This window comes from Leclercia sp. GHBNCSD (assembly GCF_055805075.1).
Genome location: NZ_JBQVYO010000001.1, coordinates 1,358,307 through 1,385,251 on the forward strand (window position 1 = coordinate 1,358,307; position 26,945 = coordinate 1,385,251).

The following is a 26,945-nucleotide window of genomic DNA, read 5'->3' on the forward strand; positions in this document are numbered from 1 at the left end:
GAAACCATGACACCGATTGCAGTTACCCTACTCACCGGCTTTCTCGGCGCGGGCAAAACCACCCTGTTGCGTCACATCCTTAACGAACAGCACGGCTTTAAAATCGCCGTCATCGAAAATGAGTTCGGTGAAGTCTCGGTGGACGACCAGCTGATTGGCGATCGCGCCACACAGATCAAAACCCTGACCAATGGCTGCATCTGCTGCACCCGCTCCAACGAACTCGAAGATGCCCTGCTCGACCTGCTCGACAGCCGCGATCGGGGTGAGATCGACTTCGACCGCCTGGTGATTGAGTGCACCGGCATGGCCGACCCCGGCCCGATTATTCAGACCTTTTTCTCCCATGAGATCCTCTGCCAGCGCTATCTGCTGGACGGCGTGATCGCCCTGGTCGATGCGGTACACGCCGACGACCAGATGAACCAGTTCACCATCGCCCAGTCACAGGTGGGCTACGCCGACCGCATCCTGCTGACCAAAACCGATGTGGCGGGCGAGAGTGAAAAACTGCGCGAGCGCCTGATGCGCATCAACTCCCGGGCCCCCATCTATACCGTCACCCATGGCGATATCGACCTGTCTCAGCTGTTCAACACCAACGGCTTTATGCTGGAAGAGAATGTCACCACTAAACCGCGCTTCCACTTTATGGCGGACAAGCAGAACGACGTGGCGTCGATTGTGGTGGAGCTGGATTACCCGGTGGATATCAGCGAAGTCTCCCGGGTAATGGAGAACCTGCTGCTGTCGTTTGCCGACAAACTGCTGCGCTACAAAGGGATGCTCTGGATCGACGGCGAACCGAACCGCCTGCTGTTCCAGGGCGTACAGCGTCTCTACAGCGCCGACTGGGATCGCCCCTGGGGCGACGAGCAGCCGCACAGCGTCATGGTGTTTATTGGCATTGAACTGCCAGAAGAAGAGATTCGCGCAGGGTTTGCGGGATTGCGGAAGTAACGCCTGATGGCGCCCTCTCCTGCGGAGAGGGTCTGCTATCCGCTACGGAAATGACAGATGTCGCCCTCTGCCCGTAACCTGCTCGGCTGGGGATAAAGCCAATTTGCGATAAACCAGTCGTGCTGCAAACCGCCGCTTTTATCATATATATCTTTCCCGTTAGCCAGAGGAAAATGGAAAACCTGAGAGCCGCTGTCTTGCCCAAAATGCACAACTGCCTCAATTTCCGCATCAGCGCCATAATGCTCGGCCATTTTTTTATTAAAGACGGGCAGATAATCGTGCTGCGCGATGGTAAAAGCATTTTCAGGCGTGGCGACAAAAATATTCTTCAGCTCATCGTTATTTAACCAGTCGGTCAGCCCGGGCAGCGTTACCGCCTGTGACACCATTATCCATGAAGTCTCTCCGGGCCGAAGCAAAATGGGCGTGTTGCGATTCGCATCGTCGGTTAATGCGCAGCGGGAAAAGGAACCGGCCTTACCCTTTGATGCCACCCGGCTCTTTTTGATATCAATCTCAGCGGACGTCAACATCATGGTCTTTTCACCATAATTCCTCACCTCCATCATTAAAAAAAGATCGTTCACCGAGTGGGTTACGAGCGGGCTGGTACGAAACGGCTGCAGTCGCGCCTGAATCACAGCCAACTTCTCCTGCGGCTTTGGGCCTATCATATCCCAGAGGCCAAACAGATCGTTTGCGAAGCCAACGACGCCGGCCGTAACGATGCAGAAGGCAATAATCCGCGTCTTTTTCGTTGCGAATAAACATCGTGCGCGCGTAATCAGGGCGCTCATTTTTTTTCCTTTTTTATTACCACTCAAAATATTCCTACTTCCGTTCTGGCTCTTTTAAGGAGATTACCTTCTCCCCTGCGACATTTTCGGCCGCCTGCCGGCCAGGAACAAGGGGCAATTTATCCCGGCCGCTTTTTCCCGCCGGCAAAATCGCCTGTTCAGGATTTCAGCTTATCTGCAAAAATGTAAATTCACATATTTATCTGTTACATCAGAAACATTTTCGGAAATTATAAGAAATTCAATTAATACTTAACTAATTACTTTTCCCGCCCCGTTCAGTTTCTGTTTAGGCGCTCATCTAAACCTCCGCTCAACGTGAAAAATTTAACGATTGACCCGATGCTATTTAAACTTTTCGCCCACATCAATCGAACAAATTTCAAACAAAATCAGCATAAAACCGCGCTCATGAGCACATTTGCAGCCATAAACCTCGCCTGTTAGGGTGTGCGCAGACAAATTAGATGACGAGGCATAAAACATGAAAAAGCTTAATATCTTCATCCTTGCTGCACTGACCGCGATTTCCGGCTCCGCGATGGCCATGGGCGGCAGCATTGAGCAGAGCAAAAACTTCACCAATCTGAACCTTGAGATGGGTAAATCCTCCTCAGGTCTGTATGCCGAAGGTAACTGGCTGAAAAACACCGATGACGGCACCCAGACCGGCGGTGTTGGCGCGGGTTATAACCTGGAAGTGGGGCCGGTGATGCTCAATGCCGGTGCGAAAGCCATCTACCTCGGACCGAAGAAAGGCGATAACGGCGTGGCATTCCCTATCGGTGGTGGCGTCAACCTGGCCCTGACCGACAGCATCCACGTTTATGGTGAAGGCTATGTCGCGCCGGAAGGACTGAACAACAGCGTGAAAAACTACGTTGAAGCCAACGGCGGCGTGAGCTGGACGCCGGTTACCCCCGTAACCCTGAAGGTGGGTTACCGTCACGTCAGCGTTGACGGCAAAGATGGCCGTCCGGGCCACACCCTGATTGACGGCGCCTACGTTGGCGGCGGCGTCACCTTCTGATAAAACCAGGCCGAAGCATAAAAAAGGCGGCATCCGCTGCCGCCTTTGTTCCGGTAAAGACTTTTACCGGCGGATCACCACCAGCTTCTGGTTCACAAACTCTTTGATCCCCAGATCCGACAGCTCACGCCCGTAACCAGAACGCTTCACCCCGCCAAACGGCAGCTCTGCCGCGGTATCGGTGAGCCAGTTGATCCACACCATCCCGGTTTCGATCTTCGAGGCCATCTTTCTGGCACGATCGGTATCTTTACTGAAGATCGCGCCGCCCAGACCGTAGTGCGAGTCGTTGGCGAGCTTTACCGCCTCCTCATCATTTTTCACCACATAAATCTGCGCCACCGGGCCGAAGAACTCTTCGAAGTACGCCGGGTTATCGCGGGTGATATTGGTCAGGATGGTCGGCTCAAAGAAGCTGCCCTCGCGCTGCACCGGTTTGCCGCCGTAATGCAGCGTGGCACCATTTTTCACCGCCTCATCGACCTGCTTTGTCAGGGTTTCCAGCGCGTCTTTAGAGGAGAGCGGCCCAAGCGTGGTGCTCTCGTCCAGCGGATCGCCAATCTTCACCTGCTTAAAGGCTTCGGTGTACTTCGCCAGGAACTCCTCCGCCACTTTCTCGTGGATAATAAAGCGTTTGGCTGCGGTACAGACCTGTCCGGCATTGGCCAGGCGCGCATTGACGCCAATTTTTACCGCCTTCTCCAGATCGGCATCGTCCAGCACCACAAAGACGTCGTTACCGCCCAGCTCAAGGGTCGATTTTTTGATGTGCTTCGCCGCCTGGGCCGCCACAACGCTACCGGCCTTCTCAGACCCGGTCAGCGCCGCGCCCTGCACGCGATCGTCAGCGATGATATTGGCCACCTGATCTGAAGAGATAAACAGGTTAGTCCACGCCCCGTCCGGAGCGCCGGCTTCGCGCACCAGATGGGCGAAGGTCTCGGCACAGTGCGGCACGATGCTGGCATGTTTGGCGATAACCGGGTTACCCGCCGCCAGGTTCGGCGCCAGCACGCGCATCAGCTGGTAGTAAGGGAAGTTCCACGGCTCTACGGCCATCACCACGCCGATGGGGTGATGCTCCACCCACGCTTCGCCAAGCTCCGACGGATACTTCACCGGCGCAAGAAACTGCTTCGCATTGTCGGCGTAGTAGCGGGCTATCTGGGCGCAGAGTTTTACCTCGCCACGGCTCTGGGCTATGAGTTTACCCATCTCCTCGCTGGCGATTTTTGCCAGCTCTTCAGTGCGGGAATCAATAAGGTCCGCCAGCTTATGCAGCACCGCCAGGCGCTTGTCGATACTGCCCTTTGACCAGTCGGAATGGTAGAGCGCATCAGCCGTATTCAGCGCCGCTTCGACGTCAGCATCAGTATGAGAAGGATATTCTTTGATGAGTTTGTTGTTGGCAGGATTCACTGTCTGATAGGCCATTGTTGCCTCCTTTTTTACCGCTTGGGGTATTAAGAGTAGTCAAAATAGCTGGTTTCGCAGGTAAAGTTAGGTATACAGGGTGTGCCACCCGGCGGGTGGCGTGAGATATAATTGCTCCATTCAGGCGACGCAGCGTTCGTTCCAGCTGTCTTTGAAGACAATCTTTTCCTATTCGCTTTTTTTTCTGGCAAGAGATTTTTCTAATACACCAATAACGTTTAAACATACGTAGAATACAACAAGCCATAACGCGGCATAAACGAACTTCATTGGCCACACGACAGGCAACATAAGGCAAACTATAAACCCGCCTACAAATAATACGGCTTCAAACAAACTCCAGATCTGAACCGTCAAGAATATCAAAGCCTTTAAAATATGCTTATACATACAGGAGAAAAAATTGCTATTTTTCATTTAATTTACTGTCACGATTTCTATTTTTCTAAATAGAGCCACCATCGTTGGCTTGCTATAAAAACCGCTTCCACAAAGGGTTTTACGAGGGTGAAGCCAATTATATCGAGCGCGCCACCTTCAGGTGGCATCTGTTATTTTAGATCACTAAAATTTCCCGCGAACCTCATTACCCCACTGTTCATCGGTAGTTTCTGGAATATCGCTATAATCGATTTCCTTATCAGACTTTTCTGCCAATGCTAACAGTTCATTAGTATGCAGGATAATATGTAGTGGCATATCATCGCGTTTGAGTCTCACCACTGCATGCTTTTTCATGTCCATATGAATTAACGTACTCCTGTAGCAGTAAGATTAATCACAGGGATAACCAGATTTTCCTGAGCGTAGAACATTGTAAGATTACTGAAAGAGTAGATACGCCCTGATAACTTAACATTGATAGTATTTCCGTAGCCGCTAATTATGGCACTGCCATTATCTGAAACAAGAAAAGGCTCACTTTCCCTGAGCTGCTCTATCGTCTGATTTTTTTTATCCAGGTAATAACGATAGACATCAGGCACGGTTGCCCCACCCCCATACTGCGTGACGTAAAGCGTCACGTTTTCTGAAATCTCCTTTTGCATCACTAAACGATCGTCGCTTCGACTCTCCATGAAGTATTCATAAGAAAAATAGCCTGCAACGATAATAAGTAACAGGATGGTGATCAGCCGATGTAACCATTTAATAGCCGTGCTGACGTGCATAGTTTATTCCCTGTTTAATCCAAAACTGATCGCGCGGGTCGTCACCATAGGGAAATTCGCCATGCCATGCACCCCATTGTGGACGCGACGTCTTAGCATGTGACTGCGCAAAACCCGCTCCCATATAGAGCGTTTTCTCAGGTATACCCGCGGCAAATCCTGTTGCACCATAATTAAAATTGCCAAAATTTGCCAGTTTTCTGTCTTGCTGTTTGTAATCCCAGGGCCCTCGATTCCGGACTTTTTGATAGAACCAGTAATAAGTTTGCGGCAAGGCCATATTTCTCGACATTCCATTTATACGCGCCTCGCGCATATTCTTATGAATAAGATCCAAACCCTCTTTGGGTAATAATGGTATAACGGCCATATATTCATTCCTTTGATAATTTCACCTATAAGTCCATGATGCGTCGTCGCTATTTTATTTAACCCTGAATTTTATACCACTATTCTAATCACATAACGACCTCTCCCAAATTATTCCAGGCGACACCTTTGTCCGCTCATGCTATAAGCACCGAACCCCCTTTATCCCTCACACCGGTGACCGCCATGCCCCATACCCGCCAAGTCAATCAGACCTTCATACGCCAGCCCGGCGTGGAGCTGCGCAGCACCTGGCAGAGCACGCAAGCCTATAAGCGTCACAGCCATGCTCAGCTCTCTATTGGCGCCATCCTCGAGGGGCAAACCTGCTGTACCTGCAACGGCGAGCCGTTTACGCTTTATCCTGGCGACCTGATTGTCATCCCCGCGCATCTGCCGCACAGCTGTAACCCCGTTGCGGGACAACCCCGCAGCTACCACATGCTCTATCTGGAGACTGACCTTCAGCCCGCCATGCAGGTGATCCGCAGCGAAGCGCTTTTCTGCCAGTATCTGGCTGTGGTTGACACGCTGTCGCCCGAAGCTATCGATGCCCTACTGGCAGCGTTGAAAGAAAACCCCTCTCCGCCTGAAACGCTACGCCCCTCCAGCCTTGCACTGTTACAGACCTTACGCCAAAGCCTGCAGGCACCGCCCTCGCTGGATGTTTTAGCCCGGCGCTTTTCGCTGCGCAAAGAGACCCTTATCAGAACCTTTAAGCAGGATACCGGCCTGACGCCCGGCACCTTTCTGGCCATCTCCAGGGTAGAGTTCGCCAAAGCCCGGCTGCGCGCCGGGGACAACATCGCCGACGTCAGCTACCAGAGCGGCTTTGCCGATCAGAGCCACTTCCATAAAACCTTCGTCAGCTATACCGCCGCCACGCCGCGCCAGTACGCCACCGGGCGATCAATATCCGACAATAATTAGCGCGCCATCCCCTGTAGCCTGACCTCAGTTTTGTTGATGAGGTCACTATGGAACTGACTCCCGCTCTCTTCCCGCCCGCTTTTCTGGCGCTCGCGCTGGCGCACTTCGTCGCCCTGCTCAGCCCCGGTCCGGATTTCTTTTTGCTGATGGGTTTCGCCGCCCGTCATCGCCTGCGCGGCAGCGCCGGGCTGTGCGTGGGGATAGCCCTGGGCAACGGGCTTTATATCCTGCTGGTGATCGTTGGCGCCAGCGCGCTGCGCCAGTACACGCTATTGTTTAACGCCATTGAACTCCTGGGCGGGCTGTATCTGCTGTGGATAGGCTGGCATCTGCTCCACAGTCGCGCCCGCACCCTGAAGCTGGATAATGCGGAGCCGGAACGCCCAGGCTGGCGCAGGCAGCTTCTGCTCGGCCTGGGGTCGGCGGTACTAAATCCGAAAAATGCCCTCTTTTATCTGGCGCTGATGACCGCCCTGCTCGGGCCGAATGTGACGCTGCTCCAGCAGTCGGTGAGCGGCATCTGGATGGTCACGGTGGTGCTGGCGTGGGATCTGGCGGTGGTGTCGTTCATCGCCCTGCCCGCCGTTCAACGTCGGCTGAGCGACCACATCTGGAAGATGGAGCGCGTGGCGGGGATGGTGCTGATTGCGTTTGGCACAGGGATTTTATGGCGATTCTTCTTACCCTTGTGAATGCAGAGAAAACGCCTGATGGCGCTACGCTTATCAGGCCTACAACCCCCCCGCGCACTCCTCTTAGCCCCGGTAAGCGCAGCGCCACCGGGGAAAATGCCCGCTCCCTTGCCCCTTCGCCTTTTCTCCCTCTATCCTTAACCCTATGGAAAAACTCGCTGAACTCAAACGCGCCAAGCTGCTGGCGCTATCGCTGCTGCTGATTGCCGCCGCGACCTTTATCGCCACCCTCTTCCTGCCGCAAACCTTCTGGGTGCGCGGCGTAAAAGCCATTGCCGAAGCGGCGATGGTTGGCGCGCTGGCGGACTGGTTTGCCGTGGTGGCCCTGTTTCGCCGGGTGCCGATCCCCTTTATTTCGAAGCATACGGCGATTATCCCGCGTAATAAGGACCGGATTGGCGACAATCTCGGCCAGTTCGTGCAGGAGAAATTCCTCGATACTCAATCGCTGGTGGCGCTCATCCGCAAGCATGAACCGGCGCTGCTTATCGGCAACTGGTTCAGCAAGCCGGACAACGCCGAGCGCGTCGGGCAGCATATCATGCAGGTGATGAGCGGTTTTCTGGAGCTGACCGACGACGGGCGCATTCAGCGGATGCTGAAGCGGGCGGTACATAAGGCGCTGGATAAGGTCGATTTCAGCGAAACCAGCGCCGCCATGCTGGAGAGCATGACAAAAAACGGGCGTCATCAGGTGCTGCTGGACGCGGTCATTAATCGCCTGATTACCCTGCTGCAGCGCGACAGCACGCGCGATTTTATCGCCGCGCAGATCGTCCACTGGCTGAAGACCGAACATCCGCGCAAATCGATGGTGCTGCCCACCGAGTGGCTGGGGGATCAGAGCGCCGAGGTGGTTTCAAACGCGGTGAACGCCATCCTGGATGATGTCAGCCACGATCGTACCCATCAGATCCGTCAGGCCTTCGACCGCGCGGTGCATAAGCTGGTCGATAACCTGAAAAACGACCCGGAAACCGCGGCCAAAGCCGAGAACATCAAAACGTATCTGAAGAATGACGAGGCGTTTAACCGCTATCTGGGCGAGATGTGGGCCGACCTGCGCCAGTGGCTGAAGGCCGATATGCAGCGCGACGACTCCCGCGTGAAGCAGCGTCTCGCCAATGCCGGGCTGTGGTTTGGTGAAACCCTGGTGGCAGACAGCAACCTGCGCGCCTCGCTGAACGAACATCTGGAGCAGGCCGCACATCGCGTGGCGCCCGATTTTGCCCGCTTCCTCACCCGCCATATCAGCGACACGGTAAAAGGCTGGGATGCCAAAGATATGTCCCGCCAGATTGAGCTCAACATCGGCAAGGACCTACAGTTTATCCGCGTCAACGGCACGCTGGTGGGCGGCACGATTGGGCTGATTTTGTTTTTACTCTCGCAACTGCCGGAAGTCATGCCCCTACTCAGCCGCTAACAAAGCCGGTTCGCGCCGGCCTTATGCGCATTACGCCAGCCAGCCGCCCTGATCGATCTCCAGCAGCAGCAGGATGGTTAACGCCTGGGCGTAGGGCACCGGGGCCATCGCGATATCGCAGTAATACTGAATATCCCAGCCCAGCATGGTGCCGCGGGAGGCTTCCCGCACAATCCCCTCCTCGTCAATGCGCGCCATCACCGCGTCGAACGCCCGCAGGGCATGTCTGCTCACCGACGCATCCAGAATACCCATCCGCACGCCGCGCAGCATCCCCCAGGCGATACCCGCCGTGGCGGAGGACTCCTGGGGCGAGAGCGGATCGTCCAGCACCGTGTGCCACATGCCGTTCTCCGCCTGTAGCTCGCACAGCGTGCGCACCTGACGCGTCACCATCTGCGCCAGATAGCGACGCACGCTGGCGTCCAGATGCTCGCCCATCAGCGCGATAAATTCCGGAATGGCGACGGTGATCCATGCGTTGCCGCGCGCCCAGAACGCCCCGGCGAAATGGTGCTTATCGACAAAGGTCCAGCCGTGATACCACAGCCCGCTTACCGGATCGCTGAGATAGCGGGTGTGGAGCAGGAACTGGTAGCTCGCCTCGTCGATCAGATCCCGGCGTTTGAGCACGATCCCCGCCACGCCGAGAAACAGACAGGTCATAAACAGCGTGTCATCCCACAGCTGGCCGGTGTTCGCCTGCTCTTTTACCACGTGCTGGAAACCGCCCTCTTCGGTTTTTGGCAGGTCGCGCAGCAGGGCATCGGCCCAGTCGTTGACCGTCTTAAGCAGATCCTGGCGGTGATGATGCCCGGCCACCAGCGCCAGGGCGATCATCGGCGCGGTGGTGTTGATCTGCATCTCCGGCAGCCCTTTCGCAATCTGCGTTTCGTACCACGCCAGAATCGACTGCTGCAGTACCGCATCCTGCTGGTGTTCCGCAAAGCGCCAGAAGCCATACAGCCCGACGCCAATCTCCCACTCCCACTCTTCGAAGTTGATGGAGAACCCGTCTCCAGCCCCCACTTCATCAAGATTTTTCAGTCGGCAGAAACCGCGCACCACGCGATCCACTATTTTCCTCTGCTGCGCGCTGTTCATGCTGTCGCCCCTTCTACAAATGTTTCTGCATGGGCCAGTAATGCCCCGGTATCGGCGGCACGCGCGAGCGCCAGGCGTTGCTGCTGATGCCCCCGGCGGCCAGAGGCGATAAACAGCGCATCCGGGAACAATTTCCCCGCCAGATACTGCGCCGTCTGGAAGGCGAGCACATTCTCCTCGCCCCAGAACGCCATCACGTCGCAGCCCCGCTCATCGTGCCAGTAGCGATAACCCAGCAGCGTGGATTTTACCCGCCGCCACAGCACCGCCGGGAAGTGCTCTCCCCGATGGCGATGCCAGAGGACAAGCAGCGACAGGAGTGAAAACACCGAGCCCGCCTCCCGGGCGCTGACGCGCGTCAGGGTGCTGTACAGCAGCGCGTCGAGTTCCGGGCCATATTCCCGCTGCGCCATCAGCGTCAACAGGCGTTGACCGCTATCGTCGTGGGCCGTCGTGCTGTGCGCAGGCGGCGTGTACTGCCGTGGGGCGATGAGCTGCGGGCACGCGTCCGGCAGCCCATAATCAAGCGGGATAGCGTCGAGGTAGACCATTTGCAGGGCAAATGTCGTATCGCGTTCAAACAGTTCATCCAGATGGATCAGCAGGCGGTTTTTACCGGCGCTCAGCGCCAGCGCGACCTCGGTGTGCTGCATGCGGTTGCGGGTGAAGGGCGTAAAGCAGACCAGCGGCTCGTCGTCACGCCAGAGCCGCACGCCGCCGCAGGTCGTCAGACGAAAGGTAAAGGTGCCGCTATGGGGCGCAAAAAGATCCACCCGCAGCCAGCGCTGCAGATGGTACGCCAGCGGATAAAAGCCCGAAAAGGAGAGAATGTTGTTGTCGTCGCTAAAAATCCCTTCCCGGCACGGCAGGGCCTGGGCGGGCTCCACCCGCCGCCGGGCGTGGGTCTTCAGGAACACCCGACGGCAAAACGACGGCGCATCCGGTCCCACCTCACAGGTGGGCTCTGTCGTTTCACCGGTATAAAACTCGGCGAAGCGCTCCGCTTTTGCCGCTGACCCCAGAAAACGCGTGAGTGCGTCACCCTGTGTTAACTGCCAGTCACCTTGTGACATATCTTCCTCATCAGCCCGTCCATTACGCCGCTATCATCAGCAGATTGGCCTTGCGGGGCGAGCAGCCCAGGAGGAAGATTGACGGGATATGCCTGGCAACTCACAAACCGGATAACAGGCAGCGATACAGCGTGATGCCGATCACACCACGTAACCGGCAAGGAAGGAGAATGATGAGGGCGATCACGTCAGGTTTTTAACCCTCTCCACCTGACGTGATGTTGATCACACTAAGACTTTAGTGCCTTCAGCTCTTCGCTCAGGCTGTCCGCCAGGGCGCGCACGCGGGAGGCATCGAACAGCACGTGCATGCCGGGAGAAGCATCGGCGTGCTTTAAGCAGAAATCGTCCAGTTCGGCGGCGCTGCGATAGAGCTCCTGGATGTTGATCTGGCAGATTTCGCGCATGCTCCAGCTGTTCTCCACCTCGCGGGCAAAGCGCAGGGTAAAGAACGCCTTCTGGGCATGGACAAACAGATGGCAGTAGAGGGCAAAGCCCTGCCACTCCTCCAGCCAGCGGCGTTTCAGCGCATACGGGAAGGCGGCGGTCTCGGTAAAGCGCAGGGCCGCTTCCTGTAAGGTCTGCGAGGCGTCCCAAGCCTCGTCTTTTTCGCGGGCAATGCGCGCCAGCGACGCGGCAGAGGCTTCAACGTCGCTGGCGCTGAAGAAAATATCGCGCTCCGAACCCGGTAGCCAGTGGTTGCGGTTGAGCTGCCCGTAAAGGCTCCACACTGCCTGGCCATAGCTTTCCGGCACCTGACTGTGGCGATGAAAAACGTGATCGCGCACGTAGATGGCGCCATAGAGCACCTGCCCGGCCTGCTCCAGCAGGGCGTGGAAGGTGGCAAAAGTGTCGGCATCCGGCTGCCAGCCATAGCGCTCATCCAGCCAGCTATTCAGCAGTTGCGCCACGCTAAGGTGGCTGCCATCGCTGGCTAACATCCGGCTACAGGCCACCAGATTGCACTCGCTCAGGGTGCCCATCACCCAGTGGTTATCCACCCCTTCCCAGCTGGCTTTGCACACCACGCCGCGGATCGCCGGATTCGAGCGGCACCACAGCAGGCGCCCCTGCAGTTCGTCGATGCGCAGCCAGGGAAAGACGCCCCAGCCCACCTCTTCGCCCACCAGATCGATATCCGCCCACACTTCACGCTCCTCCACCGCCAGCAGGGCCGGGTTATTGGGAAACGACGGCCAGAAACGTTCCGGGGTGAGTTTAATGGAGACGCTGACGCTCTGGGGCAGCGGGCGGATCGCTTCCAGCACGTTGTGCAGATCGTGATTGCCCGCCGGAAACACCCGCAGCACCAGGTGTTTATTTTCAGCCTGCATGGTGCGGGACATGGCATTAAAGCAGCAGCTATAGATGGCCAGGCTCCGGGCGTCGCGCTGGACCTGATTGACCTCGCCCTCTGCCTGTAACTCCCAGTTAGGGCGCGACACGGGCAGCAGGCCGTCGGTGCTGGAGATAGCGACCAGCAGGCCGCTAATGGCAGGAATCCGCTGGCAGATCAGGGCGATTTTACGGGTCAGGAACCCGCACCAGAAATCAACGTCGAGGCGCACGCCGTGGCCCGGCTCAAACAGGTGCGGGTGCGCCAGCAGCAGTTCGGTAGGGAAGCTGAACTCTTTGGCCTGCAGGTAAAAACGCAGCCCCTTTTGCTGGCAGAGTTGGCCCAGCCGGTTGAGGTAGACGCAGCGGGCACGCTGCTGGCTGGAGAGGCGGTCGTTGTCGAGATGCGGCGTGTAGCCTTTCGGGGAGACCAGCTTGTCGAACAGATCCGCCTGCCCGACAACCACGGTGTTAAAGTCATGCGCGACGGCCCAGTCCACCAGTTCGCAAGCCTTTTCCCAGTTCCAGTAAGCCTGATTATTCAGCTCCAGCGCCCGCGTCTGCCACATAGATCCCTTCCCTTTGTCATCCGGTTAGCCAACCGGCATTACTACCACAGAAGGGCGAAGTAATGTGCAGACTACCGCACATTATCATTTATCCCCGGCGGGCGGCGTGATGATATAGCGCGTCGGCGCGAAACAGTTAAGAAACAGATGCATAAGGAACACGATCGTCAGGGTCGCCACCAGCGCCACCGTCACCGAGACGATACGGTAGAGATCGCTGAACACCAGGTCGCCGTCCGGGTGCATGTTCTGGCCGAACATGATGCCGATGGTGGTGATGCTGGCAAAACCGACCCCGGCTCCCACCTTCTCCATCACGTGCAGGCGGGCGCCAAACGCCAGCCCGAGCCCAATCAGCGGCATCATCAGCAGCATGTGGCTGCTGTGATCGTAGAGCACCATCTGCACCAGCAGAATATAGAGGCAGCCGAGCACCACCCCCACCACGCGCCACAGGGAGCTCATCACCGCGCCGCGATAGTGCATCGGGAAGAGGATCAGAATACCCGCCATCAGCGCCGACAGTGAATCGCTGAGATCGCTTATCTGGAACACCACAAAGATCAGCGTCGCCACGGTCCCGGAGAGCAGCGATTCATGGCGCACGCGGGCGGCATCTTTCTCCAGCCGCGGCGGTGGCGTGCGTGGTTCGACATCCGGCAGCAGATAGTGCATCAGCGCGCTCAGGCAAACCGCCATCACACTGGCTTCGAGGTTGGAAAAGAGCAGCGTGTGCCAGTTGGTGGTGGGATAGCTCATAAAGTTGAGCATGGTGCTCTGGCACACCACCCCCATCGAGCCAAAGAGGAACAGCGGCCCCTGGCTCATAAAGCGAAAACGCATCACGTAGAGGCCAAACACCACCAGGGTCATGATCACTGGCCATTGCGCCAGATAACCGATGATAAACACCATTTCAATGCAGTTCAGCGCTGAGCTGAACACAAACTGTTTTGCCACGTGGCGGTTAAAGACCGGCACCAACGACAGCAGCATGATCGGGTAGATGACGAAGAAGACGCCATAGCTGGTGTTGTAGAAGCTCGACACGCTCAGGGCGATCATCCCGGCAAAGACGATGCGCAGGGTCTGGCGAAAGTCGTTGGCGGTATAGACAATGTTGCCGTGCGGGGTAAAGACCCGTGCCAGGGTATTAATAGACATAATCAGTACACATAGTGCAGCAGGCTGACGAGGTGGATCTGCATCCCGGAGAAGAAGCGGGCAAACGGACCTTCGCTGTTATAGAGCTGCACGGTGGCGCGCGCCCCGGTCGGCAGGTGCTTTGGCAGCGGCTCTTCCAGCGCCACGTGAATGCGCATGCGCTGCGCGTCACGCACCCAGCGGTTGGAGGTTTCCGGCTCAGAGAGCTGGCCGTTGACGGCCTCCTGCCCGGCCAGAATACCGGCGTCGCTGCTGGTGACGTGAGCGCGGAAAACGTGGCCCGGGAAGGCGTCAAACACCACGGCGGCATCGGTCCCCTGACGGGTATGGCGCAGGCTCTTTTCCCGGAAATCGGCGACGATATCGCTCTGGTTATTCACCAGCGCCAGCGCCGCCGAACCGGAGGTGGCATAAAAACCGGGGCTCAGCTGCACGTTACTGACGCTCCCATCCGCCCCGGCGTAGATTTTCGTCCAGCGGAGATTGAGTTCCGCCTCGTCCAGCGCATTACGGTATTTTTGCAGGGTCACGTTACGCTTTTCGTCGCGCTCGCCGCGCTCAATACGCAGCTGATGGATGGTGGCTTCCAGATTCGCCACCGCCTGCTCGCTGCCCTGCCAGGTGGTGCGGACTTTATCCAGATCCGCCTGGGAGACGTTCTGCAACGTGCTGAGTTTCTGATAGCGATCGAAGGTGACTCTGTCGTTACGGGCGGTGAGCTGGGCGGTTTTCAGGCTCGCCTGGGTCGCCACAATTTGCGCGTCCAGCTGCTGATTGGCGAGACGCGCCTGTTCCAGCGCAATCTGCGCCGCTTCCACTTTATTACGGAATGGCGTTGGATCGAGTTCAAACAGCAGATCGCCCCGCTTCACCTGGCTGTTGTTATGCACGTGCACCGCCGCCACATAGCCGGAGACGCGCGCGGAAACGGGCGTCACCACGCGCATCACCGTGGAGTCCGGCGTCAGCGGGATCCAGATATCGGCGATAATGAAATAGACAAACATCAGCAGGAAAGAGGCAATACTTACCCTTACCCAGCGGGCAAACTTTTGTTCAGGGGTCATGATTATTCGGTCTTGTTATCTTCTTCGCGGATAGTCCGCAAGTTGCAGGCGATTTGATTGAGTGTGGCGCTGAAAATCTCGAGATGTTCCGGGGCGATATTCTGCGATACCCGCTCCTGAAACGTCTCGATAATCCGGGTCAGGGTTTTCAGCACCGCGTTACCCTCGGGTGTGAGCGTCAGCAGCCGGATACGCTTGTCATAAGGCGATGTGGTGCGCAGCAGGTAGCCCTGCTTTTCCAGCTGTGAAAGGGTGCGCATCAGCGGCGGCAGTTCAATGCCCTGCACCTCCGCCAGTTCGCTCACCGAGACGTTATCCCCCAACTGCTTTAACTGCATCATCACCGTCCAGCTCGACTGGGTTAACCCGGTGTCGAGAATGGCATCGTCAATCACTGCGCGCCACTGACGCACAATCATTGCCATCCGCATGCCCATCGGCCTGCGGCAGAACAGATCTTCTTCACGCATGGGAGGTCCTCGCTTCACACGCTGAGAAGATAATAGTTATCAGGGTAAGTATCAAGAAACGAGGATGTTAAGCGCAGGAATTGCGAAAGCGGGCAGAGCGTTCATCCCCTGGCAGGTATCAAAATCAACAGCGCTTTTTCCAGGCTTTTTTGTGCCGTCATCCTTCGTTCAATAGAGGTCGCTTGCAGAATCAAGCGCGTTGATCAAATTTTTTAAACAACCCGGTCAGATTGGTCACAGCGAATTTACGATAAATATTGCGTCGATGATGGCTTACTGTTTTTCCCGTTACGTCCAGATAGCGGGTAATTTCTTTATTCTTTTTCCCCGACACAATATAGGGCAGCAGCATGGTTTCCATACGGGTTAACCGTTGTTCTTTTTCAAGATGGTGCCAGCGGGCATTTTTAAAAATAGTGACCGGCTGATCTTCCTGGGCAAGATGGGCAAGACATGCGCTTAACTTTCGCACGGCACTTTTACAGTCGATGGTATAATCGGCAATAGTATTAATGAGAATATTTTCAATCGTGCTTTCGTAGCACACATCCCGGGTGATAAAAATAAAATAGCTCTGCTCGTACCGGTTTTTTAGATCCAGTAGGGCATGCAGAACTTTGATATCAGACTCACCATAATCCACTACAATCGCTTTGGTGCGAGAAAGATCCTCTTTTGTCGCTTTTTTGATGTCATCAAGATAATGCACCTGCTGAAACGACGGCGCGTCGAACATTAACTGTTCAACCAGCATGGCAAACCCCTGCTGGAAATATCTACAGGATGTTAAAACTATTACCATTCCCTTTACCCTCACCATCACTGCGGATTTATTAATAATCAGTGAGAATGTATTAACTTGCAATTAACAGTTTTCCGGGGGATTGTAGGAATATTCTCAAGTAATTAGCAGCATTTCGTGCTATCGCGCACAAAAAATGATATTTAAAGAAAAGTTTAATCAGTTATAACAGCAAGATATCCGACCACTTAAGACTTTTCCAGGCAAGGAAAGAACAATCCCACCCTCAATATTATTTTCTTTTGTTATGCTGCAAAATGTAACGAAGGATTAAACGGTGTATGTATTTTTATATTCGCTATCGCGAAATAAAATCATTACGTAATAAGAGAGGGACACCTTATGAATAAATCATTTCGCCTGAATCAGCTGGCTATTAGCATGAGCATGATTCTGGGCAGCAGTTTTCTTTTGTCTCCAGCACTGGCAAATACCTGCGCGGGCACTGCATTTACCGGAACCTGCGGATTAACGCAATATGACATGACGTCACCGATAACGCCAAAGCCTACCGCGTGGTATTTCACTCAGAAAACCCAGGATGCGGCCATTGACGGCACGGCCAGGGCCCAGAATATCTATTTTGCCAGCGGCACCTCTTCCCGAACCTCTTCTGATATCCAACAGCTTCTTGTTGATGGCGCGAATCTGAGTGGCCATTATATCAACGTCAGTAAAGAGGGCTCAGCTACCGTTGTCCTGAATAATAAGGCCGCGGTGGACTTCATCGAGGCGGGCGCGAAGAGTTCTAACACCAATACCCATATCGTTGTCGATAACTCTACCCTGAACGGTGCCGCTAAGGGGGGAGATTATGATATAAAAAACGCCCCAAACTCGAAGTACTATCTTGACGGAAACGCCATTCATCTGGACGTCGCTGACAGCGGTGATGCCGATATTGATATCCAGAACAATAGCTTGATTACAGGCCGCATCTACGTGGGCGGCGCGGGGACACACGACGTCACCGTGCAGGACAGCCGTATTCAGGCGGGCAGCATTTTGCTGTACAACGCGACAAATAATAACGCCATTACGGTGCAGAACAGCCTCATCGATACCACTAACGCCGTCTCCAAAACAGCCAATGCGATAGAAATCACAAACCTCACCGCTGCAGATAAAACGCATACGATTGTAGTTGACCACAGCCAGCTGACGGGCTCGGTGGCCCTCTCTACCTCAGGCAGCACCAGCGCGCTGTCGGTTACCGATTCCACCATCACCAAAACCACCCAGAAAAACGGTAACGCCATTAGCCTGTCAAATGGCAAAGCCGCTCAGCTGAGCCTGGATAATAGCGAGATTGTCGGTCATACGGTGCTTTCCGGCTCGGAGAGCGTTACCGCCTCGCTGGCGGACTCCTCCCTTAACGGCAACCTGATTGCCAACAAAGCCGCGCAGATTGCCATGGATATCACCCGCTCCGTGCTGACAGGCAACGTCGATGCCAGCGCCGGCCAGGGCAGCGTGGATCTGCATCTGACCGACAGCACCCTCTCCGGGGATATCAACCTCAACGGTGCCAAAGTGCTCCGCTCCGACATCTGGCTGGATAACGCTGAGGTGGCGGGTAATCTGTACGGCAGCGGCGCTGCGAGCACCCTGCACCTGGCGAACATGCCTGAGTTTAGCGGGACGAAGTTCAGCAACTTCGGCAAGCTGGCTATCGCGGACGATGTGGTCCTCACCGACGGCTTTACCGACACCAGCGTGGGCAGCGCCCTCACCGTGAACGGCACTACCGTGACCGCGCCGGTGCAGCTGAGCAGCGGCAATTTAACCTTTGATAACACCAAACTTATCGCCGATACCCTGGCGCTGAGCAGCGGCGCATCGTTGAATATGATCAACCATAGCCAGCTGCAAACCCGTTCTGACCAGCTGTTCAACCTGGCGGCCTCATCCCTGCTGCCAGAGGGCTATAACGAGACCGGCGCGAACGTAGGCTTTACTGACAGCACGCTGATCCTGACCGATGACACCTACCATCTGGACTATGTGAAGGCGGTCAATGAGCTGCTGGGCTCCACAGAAGGCAACAGCCTGGTGATGCTCGGCACGCTGCAGAATGCCGATAGCGTGGCGGGCACCGCCAGCGTAATCGAAGCCGCCATGACCCAGGCGGTGCTGGCCAACACCCAGGTTACCTCTGACAAAAACCGGCTCATTATCGGCGAGAAAGATGCGATCACCGATGACACCATTTTCGTGCGGAACGGCTTCGGCGCATCGCAGCTGCGGTTTGAAGGTGAAGGCCAGCCAGCGGTGGATATTGTCGGCGGCCAGACGCTGACTCTGACCGGGGCCGCTGGCGCGTTGATCGACGTGGCCGGCGCACCCGATGCGCCTGTTGCGGTAGCGGTTAATAACGGGACGCTGAACTTAGGCATCGCGGCCATGCAGGATGTGACCGGTCATCTCACCGGTACCGTCACCGTGGCCCCTGAAGGCGCGCTGAACATTGTGGCAGGCGATCACACGCTGGTTTCCGGCGGATCTGCTGCCGGGGTAGTCAGCAGCGGCCTGGTCAGGGTTGAACAACAAGCCACTCTGCACAGCGATGTCGCGCTTCAGGATAGCGCCCAGATGGCGGTTAACGGTTCCCTGCTGGCAGGGCAGCTCTCGGCCAGCCAGGAGGCACAAATTACCGTCGGCGATATCGCCGCCGCGGGCACGCTGGTCGCAGAACGTTTGGATCTGCAGGGGGCCCGGTTGTTTATCGACCCGGCCTGGACGGATGGCGGGACGCTGGCTAACGCCTCCCATGTGGCAAGCGGTGGCAGTGAGATTAACGGGCGCGTCACCGTGGGTCATAACGCCCTGCTGGTGCTGGGTGATACCTCTACCGCTGCGGCAGAAGCCCGTTTCGCCAACAGCGGCTTAACCTGGGGTGAAAACGCCATCACGGCGGCGGTCTCTGTCCATACCCCGCAATACCTTAACGCCACCCAGGGCGGGCTGCGGGTCGACGGTTCACTGACCGGCAGCTCAGCCGACCGTGACGCCGCCTTTAATACCGTTGACTTTGCCGACCACTCTTTGCTGATGGTCAGCACGAAGGAGATGACCAATGGCCAGGCCGCGCTGAATGCGACCGAGGGTAGCCTGAACGTAGCGGACAGCGCCGTACTTTACGTCGCGGATGCGAAGGCCAACCAGACTTACTCGGTTGCCAGAGGCTTTAGCGACGTCAACATCGCCGGCAACGGCTGGCAGAACGAGAATCTGCTGTTGAATAAACTGTTGACGGCCACGACCCAGGAGCGTGACGGCGAGGTGCGGGTCACCACCCAGGCTCGTGCGGCACAGGACGTCCTGCCGGGCGTGGTCACTACCCATGCGCTGGATCAGCTTATCGCCAGCGGAGAGAACTCACGCTCTGCCAGCCAGGCGGGCGCACGTTATCTGTCGGTTGCTATCGATACGCCCCAGGCGAGCGTGGATGAGGTAGTAAGAACCATCAACAGCGCGGCGCAAATCGCCACTGCGGGCGGCGTGCAGCACAATACCTGGGCGGCAGGCAACGCGGCGGTGGATGCCGTTCTGGAGCGTAACTCCATTGCCAACGCGGGCCTGCAACCCGCTGACACTGACGCCAGCGTCTGGGTTCACGCCCTGTACGGTAACCCGCGCAGCAGCGACCTGAGCGCCGGAAATCTGAGCTACGGCCAGAACAGCAAATTCTACGGCCTGATGATGGGAGGAGACAAAGCCTGGCAGACCGAACACGGCACCCTGCGCAGCGGCGCGGCGTTCCATGCCGGTAATGGCGACAGTGATTCACGCGGCGATACCAACGCCACCCACAATGATTTCAGCTTCTGGGGCGTTACCCTGTACCAGAACTGGAACCAGGATCGCTGGAACCTGACGGGCGACGTCAGCCTGACCCAGACCAGCAACGATGTTTACCAGAAACAGCCGGGTTGGATGGAAGCAGGCAACAAGCTGAAGGCAAACGTCGACGGGATGCTGTTCAGCGCGGGCGTGCGGGGCGAGTACCTGATCGAAACCGATGTGCTGGATATCATTCCTCATGCGGATGTGCGTTATAACCAGCTCAAGACCGAGGCCTTTGATACCAAAAACGATCAGGATGAACGCGTCTTCCATACCGATAAAGGCACGCAGAACATCTGGCAGTTCCCGGTAGGGGTGAAAGTCGCGAAAACCTTCGCGCTGGATTCCGGCTGGAAGATGAGTACCCAGGCCGATGTCGGCGTGGTTGCTGTCACCGGCGACCGGGAGAGTCAAAACACCCTGCACACCGTGGGCATCAGCGCCAGCGATACTCTCCGCGCAGAGATCATGGATGACACCGCCTTTAACGGCCAGCTGGGGGTGAAAATGCAGAAAGGCAATATGACCTTCGGCGTGGGCTATAACGTGAATGCCTCTCATCACGACACCGATCAGACAATGAGCGCCACCTGGTCGCTCAACTTCTAAAACAAACAAGCCGCATACAGCGTATGCGGCTGCTTTTTTGTAGGCCCGGCAAGCTGGCGCCGCCGGGCGTTTCCTCAACGGCTAAAACGCTGCTGAATGGCCCGCAGCCCTGATGCCGTCACCGTCACCTCGCGAAACCCTTCCACCCGCTGGATCCAGCCTTTGGTTTCCAGGAAAACCAGCAGCGCTGCGCCCGCCTCACCGCCCAGGTGGAAACGGCGTTCGCTCCAGTCCAGGCAGGCGCTACACGCTTTGCGCCGGGTATTAGCCTTAAGCACGATCCCCAGCGCCAGGAACGCCTCGCGGCCTTTTCCGGTGAGGGCAGACCCGTCGGCCACCAGCCAGCCTTCGGCCTGCATAAAATTATAGATCTGCACGGCGACCGTGCCCGCGAGATGGTCGTAACAGGTGCGGGCATAACGCATCGACGCTGGCGCGGTGGTTTCCGGCGGCGTGATGCGGCTCCACGACAGCCCCATCATCTGCTCTACCAGCTCCGCAACGTCGTGCCCCGCCAGACGATAGTAGCGATGCCGCCCCTGAGAAAGGCAGGTAATCAGCCTGCCCTCCACCAGCCGGGCGAGATGGCCGCTGGCGGTTGAAGGGGCCACATCCGCCACCGCGCTGAGCTCCGTGGCGGTCCACGCCCGCCCGTCCATCAGCGCACAGAGCATTTTGACCCGTGACGGATCGGCCATCGCCGTCGCAACAGCCGCAACGGCCAGCTCCAGCGCAGCGCTATTATCAGGAGGTAAACGCGTCTTTAACATTGGCAGCCCACGGCCCGGTGATCTCTGCGGCCAGCTTATCATTATCCGTCAGCAGAATAAGGTGATTCGCATGATCGCTGTACTGGGTCAGGATGGAGACCCCCTGCGCGGCCAGCGCGGCGGCAATCTCGCCCAGCTCACCAGGGCGCGCCTGTTTCAGCTTACGGATCAGTGGTTTTCGCACCGCTTTCACATTAAAACCCGCGGCAAGGAGGAGGAGGCGGGCTTTTTCGCCCTCCTCCACCAGGAAATGCGCCTCCACGCCAAACACGCCGCCGCCCTCCAGCCCTACGCCGTTGCGCCCCAGCAGTTGACCAAAACGTGCCAGCTCGCCAGGGGTGTCGTTGAACCTCACATGAACGTCATACATCGGCATGCCCTCCGGTTGCTGAACTGTACTCCCGCACCACCTGCGCCACGCGAATACGGTAGTGGGTAAAAATCGACGCCCGCCCTTCGGCCTGTGCGGCCTGGTGAAACAGGTTTTGTCTCCAGCGGCAAATCGCCTCCTCGTCCCGCCACCAGGAGAGGGAGAGGATTTTGCCCTCGGTGGTCAGGCTCTGAAAACGTTCAATATCGATAAAACCGTCGATATCCGCCAGCAGCGGTTTTAGCTCGGCGGCCAGCTGCAGGTAACGCGCCTGGTGCGCGGGTGCGGCTTTGGCTTCAAACAGGACTGCAATCATGATCTCTCTCCGTTGTGAGGTTAAGGAGAGAGTGCAGGAAACAAAAACGTGATGCTTCGGTGAAGAGCGAAATGTCGCTTTCGTGCGCCGGGGGTTGCCGGGTGGCGCTGCGCTTACCCGGCCTACGGAATGGCGGTTGTGGCATCGATACGCTGGAACCGCCGGGTGGCGCTGCGCTTACCCGGCCTACCCAGGCACGAACCGTAGGCCCGGCAAGCTTGCGCCGCCGGGCGTTTTTTAGCTGAGGATCGACTTCGGCTCCATAAACGCGCTGATGCCCCAGGCCCCCATCTCGCGCCCCACGCCGGAGTGCTTAAATCCGCCAAACGGCGCTTTGGGCTCGTGTGTGAGGGTATTGACCAGCACGCGACCCGCCTGGATCTGCTGCGCCACGCGGCGGGCACGCCCGCTGTCGCCGCCGAGCACCAGCGCGCTCAGGCCATAGTCGGTGTCGTTGGCAATGGCGATGGCCTCCGCCTCATCGCGGTAGGCGATCACGCACAGCACCGGACCAAAAATCTCATCCCGGGCGATAGCCATCTGGTTATGCACATCGGTGAACAGCGTTGGCCGGACAAACCAGCCATCCCGGGTGCCCTCCGGCCGCCCTACCCCGCCCGCCAGCAAACGCGCCCCCTCAGCCAGCCCTTTCTGAATATAGCCCTGCACCCGCTGCCACTGTCTCTCGCTCACCATCGGACCGACCACGGTCTTCGCATCGCGCGGATCGCCCGACGCCACCGCCGCGACAGCCAGCGCCAGCGCCTGCTCGAATTCAGCCTTACGCGACTGCGGTACCAGAATACGCGTACCGGCCACACACGCCTGGCCGCTGTTCATCAGCCCGGCCTGGACCGCCAGCGGGATCGCCTGTTTGATATCGGCATCGTCGAGAATCAGCGTCGGCGATTTACCGCCTAACTCGAGGGTGACGCGGGTAAAGTTCTCCGCCGCGTTGCGCAGGATCGCTTTGCCGGTCCGGGTCGATCCGGTAAAGGAGATTTTTGCCACATGGGGGTGACGGCTAATCGTCTCCCCCACCGTATCGCCGCGCCCGGTAACGATGTTAAACACCCCCGGCGGTAGATCTGCGGCGTGCAGCGCCTCGGTCACAATCTGCGTCTGCAGGGCGCTCATCTCGCTGGGCTTGATCACCGCGGTGCAGCCTGCGGCCAGCGCCGCCGCCAGTTTGCCGCAGATAAAGCCCGCATCGCTGTTCCACGGGGTGATAAGCCCGGCGACGCCCAGCGGGGTCATCTCTACTCTGGCCGCACCCGCGACGGTCGTAAATTCGAACGCCTCCAGCGCCGCAATGGCCTGGGCAATCACCTCCGCCGGATAGCTCGCCATCCAGGCCGAGCGTGATGCGGGGGCACCGTACTCCTCAACCACCGCCTCCAGCAGATCGTCGTGGCGGGCGGCCACCGCCGCGTGCATCCGTTGCAGGGCGGCAATGCGCACCTGCTTTGTGGTTTTCGACCACGCCGGAAACGCGGCTCTGGCCGCGGCAATGGCACGTTCGCCATCCACCGCGTCGGCCAGACGCACCTGACCGATGACGCGCGCCGTCGCCGGGTTATACAAATCGAAGCGCTCGGTGCCGTGTGGAGTGACAAACTCCCCGTTGATATAAACCTGTTCGATGTGATGCATAGCGACCTCCCCAGACTGGATAAAGCGAGTCTGACACGCCTTCTCTGTGACGATAATCCACGCTATGCTGCAAAGGTTGTTTCGATTTTCAGGATAATCTATGCACCGTTCAGGACTGACAGAGCTGGAAGTGGTCATGGCCGTAGTGCGTCGCGGCAGCTTTCGCGCCGCCGCCCAGGAGCTGGGGATGTCGGCCACCGCCGCGAGTAACGCCATTGCCGGGCTCGAAAGCCGCCTGCAAACGCGCCTGTTCAATCGCACGACCCGCAGCGTGGCCCTCACCGAGGCGGGGCAACGCTTTGTCGCGCGCGTGGGGCCTGCCTTGCAGGAGATCCGCCAGGCCAGCCTGGAGATCCACAGCGATCCCGACGAGCCCGCCGGCATCCTGCGCCTGAACGTGCCGAACAACGTCGGCGCCCTGTTCCTGGACGCGCTGCTGATCGACTACATGATCCGCTACCCGAAAATGCGCGTCGAAGCGGTAAGCGAAGCGCGGATGATCGATATCGTGGCGGAAGGGTACGACGCCGGGATCCGCCTCGCGGAATCGGTCCCGCAGGATATGATCGCCGTGCCGCTTACCCCCGATATCCGCCAGCTCATCACCGCCACGCCAGACTATTTTGCCCGTCACGGCATTCCGCTTACGCCGGACGATCTGCTGCAACATCAGGGGATCGGCATGCGGATGGCGCACGGCGGGATCTACCGCTGGGAGCTGGAGCGGCGCGGAGAGCAGATTGCCCTGGCGGTGGTGCCCCGTTTTGCCACCTCGGATCTGTTTGCCTCGATCCGGGCGGTAAAAGCCGGACTGGGGGTAGGATTTTTACCGGAACTCTATATTCAACAGGAGCTGCAAAGCGGGGAACTGGTGAGCGTGCTGGAGGAGTGGACGCAGCCCTTTGCCGGACTGCGTCTCTATTACCCTGGCCATCGTCACGTCCCGCCTGGGTTGCAGGCGCTGGTGGCGATGATCCGCGAGCGGGGTCTTACTCGAGGTTAGCCTTGTTGAGGCCGTAGGCACCGTCGAGGGAGCCCGGTTCCATACGGGAGGTGATGCCTAAGCGGTTCCAGGCGTTGATCGCCACAATGGCAAAGTTCAGCTCTGAAATCTCCTTTTCCGAGTAGTGTTCCGCCACGCTGCGGTAGAGGACATCGCTGATCCCGTGCGGGCCAATCTGCGTCAGCGCTTCGGCGAAGGCCAGCGCCGCTTTTTCCCGGGCGCTGAACAGCGGGGATTCGCGCCATGCGGCCAGATGGTAGAGGCGCAGCTCACGCTCGCCCGCAATTTTCGCCTCTTTCGCGTGCATATCCAGACAGAAGGTACAGCCGTTGAGCTGGGAGACACGAATGTCGATCAGGTGCTTCAGCGCCGGGTCGATGGAGGTCTGGCTCACTGCCATGCTCAGGTCGGAGAGCGCTTTAGCGAGGGCAGGTGTGGCTTTATGGTGGTTAACGCGAGTGCTCATGGTCTTTCCTCTTTTGTGCGGTACAGGTCATGCGATGGGGCAAATTTACGCCGTTCATGACATAGTAAAAAGATACAAAAACCGCGAAACGAGGTAGGACATGAAACCGGGCTATCACCAGATCTATACCCGCTACCGGGACAATATCACCCGCGGCATACTGAAGCCCGGCGACAAGGTGCCCGCCATTCGCGTGCTGGCGGAGGAGCTGAAGGTCGCGCGCAAAACGGTGGAAACCGCCTATGCCATTCTCATCGGCGAGGGGTATCTGGTGAGCCAGGGGGCGCGTGGCACCCGGGTGAACCCGGACTTAAACCTCCCCGCCGCGCCACCGCCGCCCGACGATCCCGTCACCGGCACGTTACCGGAGTCCCTGGTCAGCCAGCGCGAACGGGCCGGCTTTTTACGCCCCGGCATCCCGGCGCTGGACAGCTTTCCCTACAAAAAATGGCTGCTGCTGGCGGGCCAGGCGGTGCGCGCCATGCGCCAGGAGGAGATGCTCAACCCGCCGGTGATGGGCTGGGCTCCCCTGCGCCAGGCGATTGCCCGCTACCTGAACATCTCTCGCGGGCTGACCTGCACGCCGGATCAGGTGCTGATCACCAGCGGCTACAGCGGCAGCCTGCGCCTGATCCTCGATACCCTCGCCAGCCGCAACGACAAGGTGGTGTTTGAAGATCCGGGCTATTTTATGGGCCAGCAACTGCTGCGGCGCATCGTGCCCCGCCTCTATACGGTGCCGGTAGATCGCGCGGGGATGGACACAGACTACCTGCTGCGCCACCACGCCGACGCCCGGTTTGCCATCGTCACCCCGTCGCACCAGAGCCCGCTGGCGGTCACTCTCTCGCTGCCGCGCCGTCAGCAACTGCTCGACTGGGCCACCCGCAACGAGGCGTGGATCATTGAGGATGACTATGACGGCGAGTTTCACTACACCCGCAAGGTGCTGCCGTCGCTGAAAAGCCTCGATCGACAGGATCGGGTGATCTACATGGGCACCTTCAGCAAAACCGTGATGCCGTCCCTGCGCCTTGGCTATGTGGTGATGCCCGCCAGCACGGTAACGGCTTTTAACGACTGCGCCGATCTGCTCGCCAGCGGCCAGCCGGTGCTGACGCAAAAGATCCTCACCACTTTCCTCAACGAGGGCCACTTCTTCCGCCATCTGAAAAAGATGCGCGCCCTCTATCAACAGCGACGCGACTGGATGATTGCCGCCCTGCACGCAGTCTATGGCGACCGCTTCTTCACCGAACAGAACGATGGGGGAATGCATATCGTGGCGTTCTTAACCAAAGGCAGCTGTGACCAGGAGATCGCCCACTGCTGGCAACAGCATCAGCTCCAGGTGAACGCCCTGTCGGCGTGGTACAGCGGGTCGGGCAAACGCTACGGGCTGGTGATGGGGTATAACAACGTGCGGTCGTATCAGGAGGCGGTGGCTTTGCTGGAAAAACCGAAACAGCAGACGCTGGCACTGTTGCGCTGACAAGCGCCGGGTGGCGGCTACGC

25 protein-coding genes are annotated in these 26,945 nt (G+C 57.8%); 8 read left to right on the plus strand and 17 right to left on the minus strand.

Going from position 1 to position 26,945, the window contains the following annotated elements; genetic code table 11:
- Positions 1–6 precede the first annotated feature (6 nt).
- Positions 7–960, plus strand: a complete 954-nt coding sequence (yjiA, locus tag ACT3IC_RS06650; RefSeq protein ID WP_103178117.1) for a GTPase — start codon at positions 7–9, stop codon at positions 958–960.
- 35 nt (positions 961–995) lie between these two features.
- Here yjiA and ACT3IC_RS06655 read toward each other — a convergent pair whose 3' ends face one another.
- Positions 996–1,760, minus strand: coding sequence for a hypothetical protein (locus tag ACT3IC_RS06655; RefSeq protein WP_214421591.1), 765 nt, complete (start codon positions 1,758–1,760; stop codon positions 996–998).
- Between the two features lie 484 nt (positions 1,761–2,244).
- On the opposite strand from ACT3IC_RS06655, the gene ACT3IC_RS06660 reads away from it, so the two are divergent.
- The gene (locus ACT3IC_RS06660; RefSeq protein ID WP_103823123.1) at positions 2,245–2,790 is read left to right on the plus strand and encodes a YfaZ family outer membrane protein; all 546 of its coding nucleotides are present in this window, start codon (positions 2,245–2,247) and stop codon (positions 2,788–2,790) included.
- A 63-nt stretch (positions 2,791–2,853) separates the two neighbouring features.
- Here the strand turns inward: ACT3IC_RS06660 and ACT3IC_RS06665 are convergent, their stop codons facing one another.
- The 4 genes from ACT3IC_RS06665 to ACT3IC_RS06680 all read right to left on the minus strand — a co-directional run bounded on the left by ACT3IC_RS06665 (position 2,854) and on the right by ACT3IC_RS06680 (position 5,766).
- Positions 2,854–4,224, minus strand: a complete 1,371-nt coding sequence (locus tag ACT3IC_RS06665; RefSeq protein WP_290503546.1) for an NAD-dependent succinate-semialdehyde dehydrogenase — start codon at positions 4,222–4,224, stop codon at positions 2,854–2,856.
- A 564-nt stretch (positions 4,225–4,788) separates the two neighbouring features.
- Positions 4,789–4,962: a hypothetical protein gene (locus ACT3IC_RS06670; protein WP_473476784.1), complete on the minus strand. Its 174-nt coding sequence runs from the start codon at positions 4,960–4,962 to the stop codon at positions 4,789–4,791.
- A gap of 11 nt (positions 4,963–4,973) precedes the next feature.
- Positions 4,974–5,396: a hypothetical protein gene (locus tag ACT3IC_RS06675; protein WP_103178112.1), complete on the minus strand. Its 423-nt coding sequence runs from the start codon at positions 5,394–5,396 to the stop codon at positions 4,974–4,976.
- Positions 5,374–5,766, minus strand: a complete 393-nt coding sequence (locus tag ACT3IC_RS06680; protein WP_103178111.1) for a polymorphic toxin type 44 domain-containing protein — start codon at positions 5,764–5,766, stop codon at positions 5,374–5,376. Before ACT3IC_RS06680 ends, ACT3IC_RS06675 begins: the two co-directional genes overlap by 23 nt.
- A 185-nt stretch (positions 5,767–5,951) precedes the next feature.
- On the opposite strand from ACT3IC_RS06680, the gene ACT3IC_RS06685 reads away from it, so the two are divergent.
- The 3 genes from ACT3IC_RS06685 to ACT3IC_RS06695 all read left to right on the plus strand — a co-directional run bounded on the left by ACT3IC_RS06685 (position 5,952) and on the right by ACT3IC_RS06695 (position 8,813).
- A complete protein-coding gene (locus tag ACT3IC_RS06685; RefSeq protein WP_263951494.1) occupies positions 5,952–6,695 on the plus strand; it encodes an AraC family transcriptional regulator in 744 nt (247 codons plus the stop codon).
- Positions 6,696–6,742: 47 nt separating this feature from the next.
- Positions 6,743–7,387, plus strand: coding sequence for a LysE family translocator (locus ACT3IC_RS06690; RefSeq protein ID WP_103178109.1), 645 nt, complete (start codon positions 6,743–6,745; stop codon positions 7,385–7,387).
- A 145-nt stretch (positions 7,388–7,532) separates the two neighbouring features.
- Entirely contained in the window at positions 7,533–8,813 is a 1,281-nt protein-coding gene (locus ACT3IC_RS06695) for a DUF445 domain-containing protein (protein ID WP_263951496.1), read from the plus strand.
- A 30-nt stretch (positions 8,814–8,843) separates the two neighbouring features.
- On the opposite strand, the gene bglB is transcribed toward ACT3IC_RS06695, so the two are convergent.
- The 7 genes from bglB to ACT3IC_RS06730 all read right to left on the minus strand — a co-directional run bounded on the left by bglB (position 8,844) and on the right by ACT3IC_RS06730 (position 16,349).
- On the minus strand, positions 8,844–9,917 hold the full coding sequence (gene bglB / locus ACT3IC_RS06700) for a beta-galactosidase BglB (RefSeq protein ID WP_473476790.1): 1,074 nt from the start codon (positions 9,915–9,917) through the stop codon (positions 8,844–8,846).
- Entirely contained in the window at positions 9,914–10,990 is a 1,077-nt protein-coding gene (locus tag ACT3IC_RS06705) for a PA14 domain-containing protein (protein ID WP_473476793.1), read from the minus strand. Before ACT3IC_RS06705 ends, bglB begins: the two co-directional genes overlap by 4 nt.
- 230 nt (positions 10,991–11,220) lie before the next feature.
- Positions 11,221–12,894, minus strand: coding sequence for a hypothetical protein (locus ACT3IC_RS06710; RefSeq protein WP_473476795.1), 1,674 nt, complete (start codon positions 12,892–12,894; stop codon positions 11,221–11,223).
- Between the two features lie 84 nt (positions 12,895–12,978).
- The gene (locus ACT3IC_RS06715) at positions 12,979–14,058 is read right to left on the minus strand and encodes a DUF2955 domain-containing protein (protein WP_103823107.1); all 1,080 of its coding nucleotides are present in this window, start codon (positions 14,056–14,058) and stop codon (positions 12,979–12,981) included.
- A gap of 2 nt (positions 14,059–14,060) precedes the next feature.
- A complete protein-coding gene (locus ACT3IC_RS06720) occupies positions 14,061–15,128 on the minus strand; it encodes an HlyD family secretion protein (protein ID WP_473478884.1) in 1,068 nt (355 codons plus the stop codon).
- Complete coding sequence (locus ACT3IC_RS06725; RefSeq protein WP_103178102.1) at positions 15,128–15,595, minus strand: MarR family winged helix-turn-helix transcriptional regulator; 468 nt, start codon at positions 15,593–15,595, stop codon at positions 15,128–15,130. The genes ACT3IC_RS06720 and ACT3IC_RS06725 overlap by 1 nt, the downstream gene beginning before the upstream one ends.
- A 190-nt stretch (positions 15,596–15,785) precedes the next feature.
- Entirely contained in the window at positions 15,786–16,349 is a 564-nt protein-coding gene (locus tag ACT3IC_RS06730) for a helix-turn-helix transcriptional regulator (RefSeq protein WP_180209908.1), read from the minus strand.
- A gap of 390 nt (positions 16,350–16,739) precedes the next feature.
- On the opposite strand from ACT3IC_RS06730, the gene ACT3IC_RS06735 reads away from it, so the two are divergent.
- Positions 16,740–20,852, plus strand: coding sequence for an autotransporter outer membrane beta-barrel domain-containing protein (locus ACT3IC_RS06735; protein ID WP_473476799.1), 4,113 nt, complete (start codon positions 16,740–16,742; stop codon positions 20,850–20,852).
- A 74-nt stretch (positions 20,853–20,926) separates the two neighbouring features.
- On the opposite strand, the gene ACT3IC_RS06740 is transcribed toward ACT3IC_RS06735, so the two are convergent.
- From ACT3IC_RS06740 to ACT3IC_RS06755, 4 genes are all read right to left on the minus strand, one after another.
- Positions 20,927–21,622, minus strand: coding sequence for an ArsR/SmtB family transcription factor (locus tag ACT3IC_RS06740; RefSeq protein WP_473476802.1), 696 nt, complete (start codon positions 21,620–21,622; stop codon positions 20,927–20,929).
- A complete protein-coding gene (locus tag ACT3IC_RS06745; protein WP_473476804.1) occupies positions 21,597–21,992 on the minus strand; it encodes an amino acid-binding protein in 396 nt (131 codons plus the stop codon). The genes ACT3IC_RS06740 and ACT3IC_RS06745 overlap by 26 nt, the downstream gene beginning before the upstream one ends.
- Positions 21,985–22,308, minus strand: a complete 324-nt coding sequence (locus ACT3IC_RS06750; protein WP_290503554.1) for an antibiotic biosynthesis monooxygenase family protein — start codon at positions 22,306–22,308, stop codon at positions 21,985–21,987. Before ACT3IC_RS06750 ends, ACT3IC_RS06745 begins: the two co-directional genes overlap by 8 nt.
- Before the next feature lie 237 nt (positions 22,309–22,545).
- Positions 22,546–23,961 (minus strand): aldehyde dehydrogenase family protein, encoded by a 1,416-nt coding sequence (locus ACT3IC_RS06755; protein WP_473476807.1) that lies wholly within the window; start codon positions 23,959–23,961, stop codon positions 22,546–22,548.
- 100 nt (positions 23,962–24,061) lie between these two features.
- Here ACT3IC_RS06755 and ACT3IC_RS06760 point away from each other — a divergent pair, with 100 nt between their 5' ends.
- Positions 24,062–24,964, plus strand: a complete 903-nt coding sequence (locus tag ACT3IC_RS06760) for a LysR family transcriptional regulator (RefSeq protein WP_263951505.1) — start codon at positions 24,062–24,064, stop codon at positions 24,962–24,964.
- Here the strand turns inward: ACT3IC_RS06760 and ACT3IC_RS06765 are convergent.
- A complete protein-coding gene (locus ACT3IC_RS06765) occupies positions 24,951–25,430 on the minus strand; it encodes a carboxymuconolactone decarboxylase family protein (RefSeq protein ID WP_103178094.1) in 480 nt (159 codons plus the stop codon). The genes ACT3IC_RS06760 and ACT3IC_RS06765 overlap by 14 nt on opposite strands.
- Before the next feature lie 100 nt (positions 25,431–25,530).
- Here ACT3IC_RS06765 and pdxR point away from each other — a divergent pair, with 100 nt between their 5' ends.
- Positions 25,531–26,922, plus strand: coding sequence for a MocR-like pyridoxine biosynthesis transcription factor PdxR (pdxR, locus tag ACT3IC_RS06770; RefSeq protein WP_473476811.1), 1,392 nt, complete (start codon positions 25,531–25,533; stop codon positions 26,920–26,922).
- Positions 26,923–26,945: the final 23 nt, after the last annotated feature.

Bases quoted from the DNA above. Each gene is read 5' to 3' on its own strand.
- yjiA (WP_103178117.1), top strand. From the start codon at position 7: ATGACACCGATTGCAGTTACCCTACTCACCGGCTTTCTCGGCGCGGGC.
- ACT3IC_RS06655 (WP_214421591.1), bottom strand. From the start codon at position 1,760: ATGAGCGCCCTGATTACGCGCGCACGATGTTTATTCGCAACGAAAAAG.
- ACT3IC_RS06660 (WP_103823123.1), top strand. From the start codon at position 2,245: ATGAAAAAGCTTAATATCTTCATCCTTGCTGCACTGACCGCGATTTCC.
- ACT3IC_RS06665 (WP_290503546.1), bottom strand. From the start codon at position 4,224: ATGGCCTATCAGACAGTGAATCCTGCCAACAACAAACTCATCAAAGAA.
- ACT3IC_RS06670 (WP_473476784.1), bottom strand. From the start codon at position 4,962: ATGAAAAAGCATGCAGTGGTGAGACTCAAACGCGATGATATGCCACTA.
- ACT3IC_RS06675 (WP_103178112.1), bottom strand. From the start codon at position 5,396: ATGCACGTCAGCACGGCTATTAAATGGTTACATCGGCTGATCACCATC.
- ACT3IC_RS06680 (WP_103178111.1), bottom strand. From the start codon at position 5,766: ATGGCCGTTATACCATTATTACCCAAAGAGGGTTTGGATCTTATTCAT.
- ACT3IC_RS06685 (WP_263951494.1), top strand. From the start codon at position 5,952: ATGCCCCATACCCGCCAAGTCAATCAGACCTTCATACGCCAGCCCGGC.
- ACT3IC_RS06690 (WP_103178109.1), top strand. From the start codon at position 6,743: ATGGAACTGACTCCCGCTCTCTTCCCGCCCGCTTTTCTGGCGCTCGCG.
- ACT3IC_RS06695 (WP_263951496.1), top strand. From the start codon at position 7,533: ATGGAAAAACTCGCTGAACTCAAACGCGCCAAGCTGCTGGCGCTATCG.
- bglB (WP_473476790.1), bottom strand. From the start codon at position 9,917: ATGAACAGCGCGCAGCAGAGGAAAATAGTGGATCGCGTGGTGCGCGGT.
- ACT3IC_RS06705 (WP_473476793.1), bottom strand. From the start codon at position 10,990: ATGTCACAAGGTGACTGGCAGTTAACACAGGGTGACGCACTCACGCGT.
- ACT3IC_RS06710 (WP_473476795.1), bottom strand. From the start codon at position 12,894: ATGTGGCAGACGCGGGCGCTGGAGCTGAATAATCAGGCTTACTGGAAC.
- ACT3IC_RS06715 (WP_103823107.1), bottom strand. From the start codon at position 14,058: ATGTCTATTAATACCCTGGCACGGGTCTTTACCCCGCACGGCAACATT.
- ACT3IC_RS06725 (WP_103178102.1), bottom strand. From the start codon at position 15,595: ATGCGTGAAGAAGATCTGTTCTGCCGCAGGCCGATGGGCATGCGGATG.
- ACT3IC_RS06730 (WP_180209908.1), bottom strand. From the start codon at position 16,349: ATGCTGGTTGAACAGTTAATGTTCGACGCGCCGTCGTTTCAGCAGGTG.
- ACT3IC_RS06735 (WP_473476799.1), top strand. From the start codon at position 16,740: ATGAATAAATCATTTCGCCTGAATCAGCTGGCTATTAGCATGAGCATG.
- ACT3IC_RS06740 (WP_473476802.1), bottom strand. From the start codon at position 21,622: ATGTTAAAGACGCGTTTACCTCCTGATAATAGCGCTGCGCTGGAGCTG.
- ACT3IC_RS06745 (WP_473476804.1), bottom strand. From the start codon at position 21,992: ATGTATGACGTTCATGTGAGGTTCAACGACACCCCTGGCGAGCTGGCA.
- ACT3IC_RS06750 (WP_290503554.1), bottom strand. From the start codon at position 22,308: ATGATTGCAGTCCTGTTTGAAGCCAAAGCCGCACCCGCGCACCAGGCG.
- ACT3IC_RS06755 (WP_473476807.1), bottom strand. From the start codon at position 23,961: ATGCATCACATCGAACAGGTTTATATCAACGGGGAGTTTGTCACTCCA.
- ACT3IC_RS06760 (WP_263951505.1), top strand. From the start codon at position 24,062: ATGCACCGTTCAGGACTGACAGAGCTGGAAGTGGTCATGGCCGTAGTG.
- ACT3IC_RS06765 (WP_103178094.1), bottom strand. From the start codon at position 25,430: ATGAGCACTCGCGTTAACCACCATAAAGCCACACCTGCCCTCGCTAAA.
- pdxR (WP_473476811.1), top strand. From the start codon at position 25,531: ATGAAACCGGGCTATCACCAGATCTATACCCGCTACCGGGACAATATC.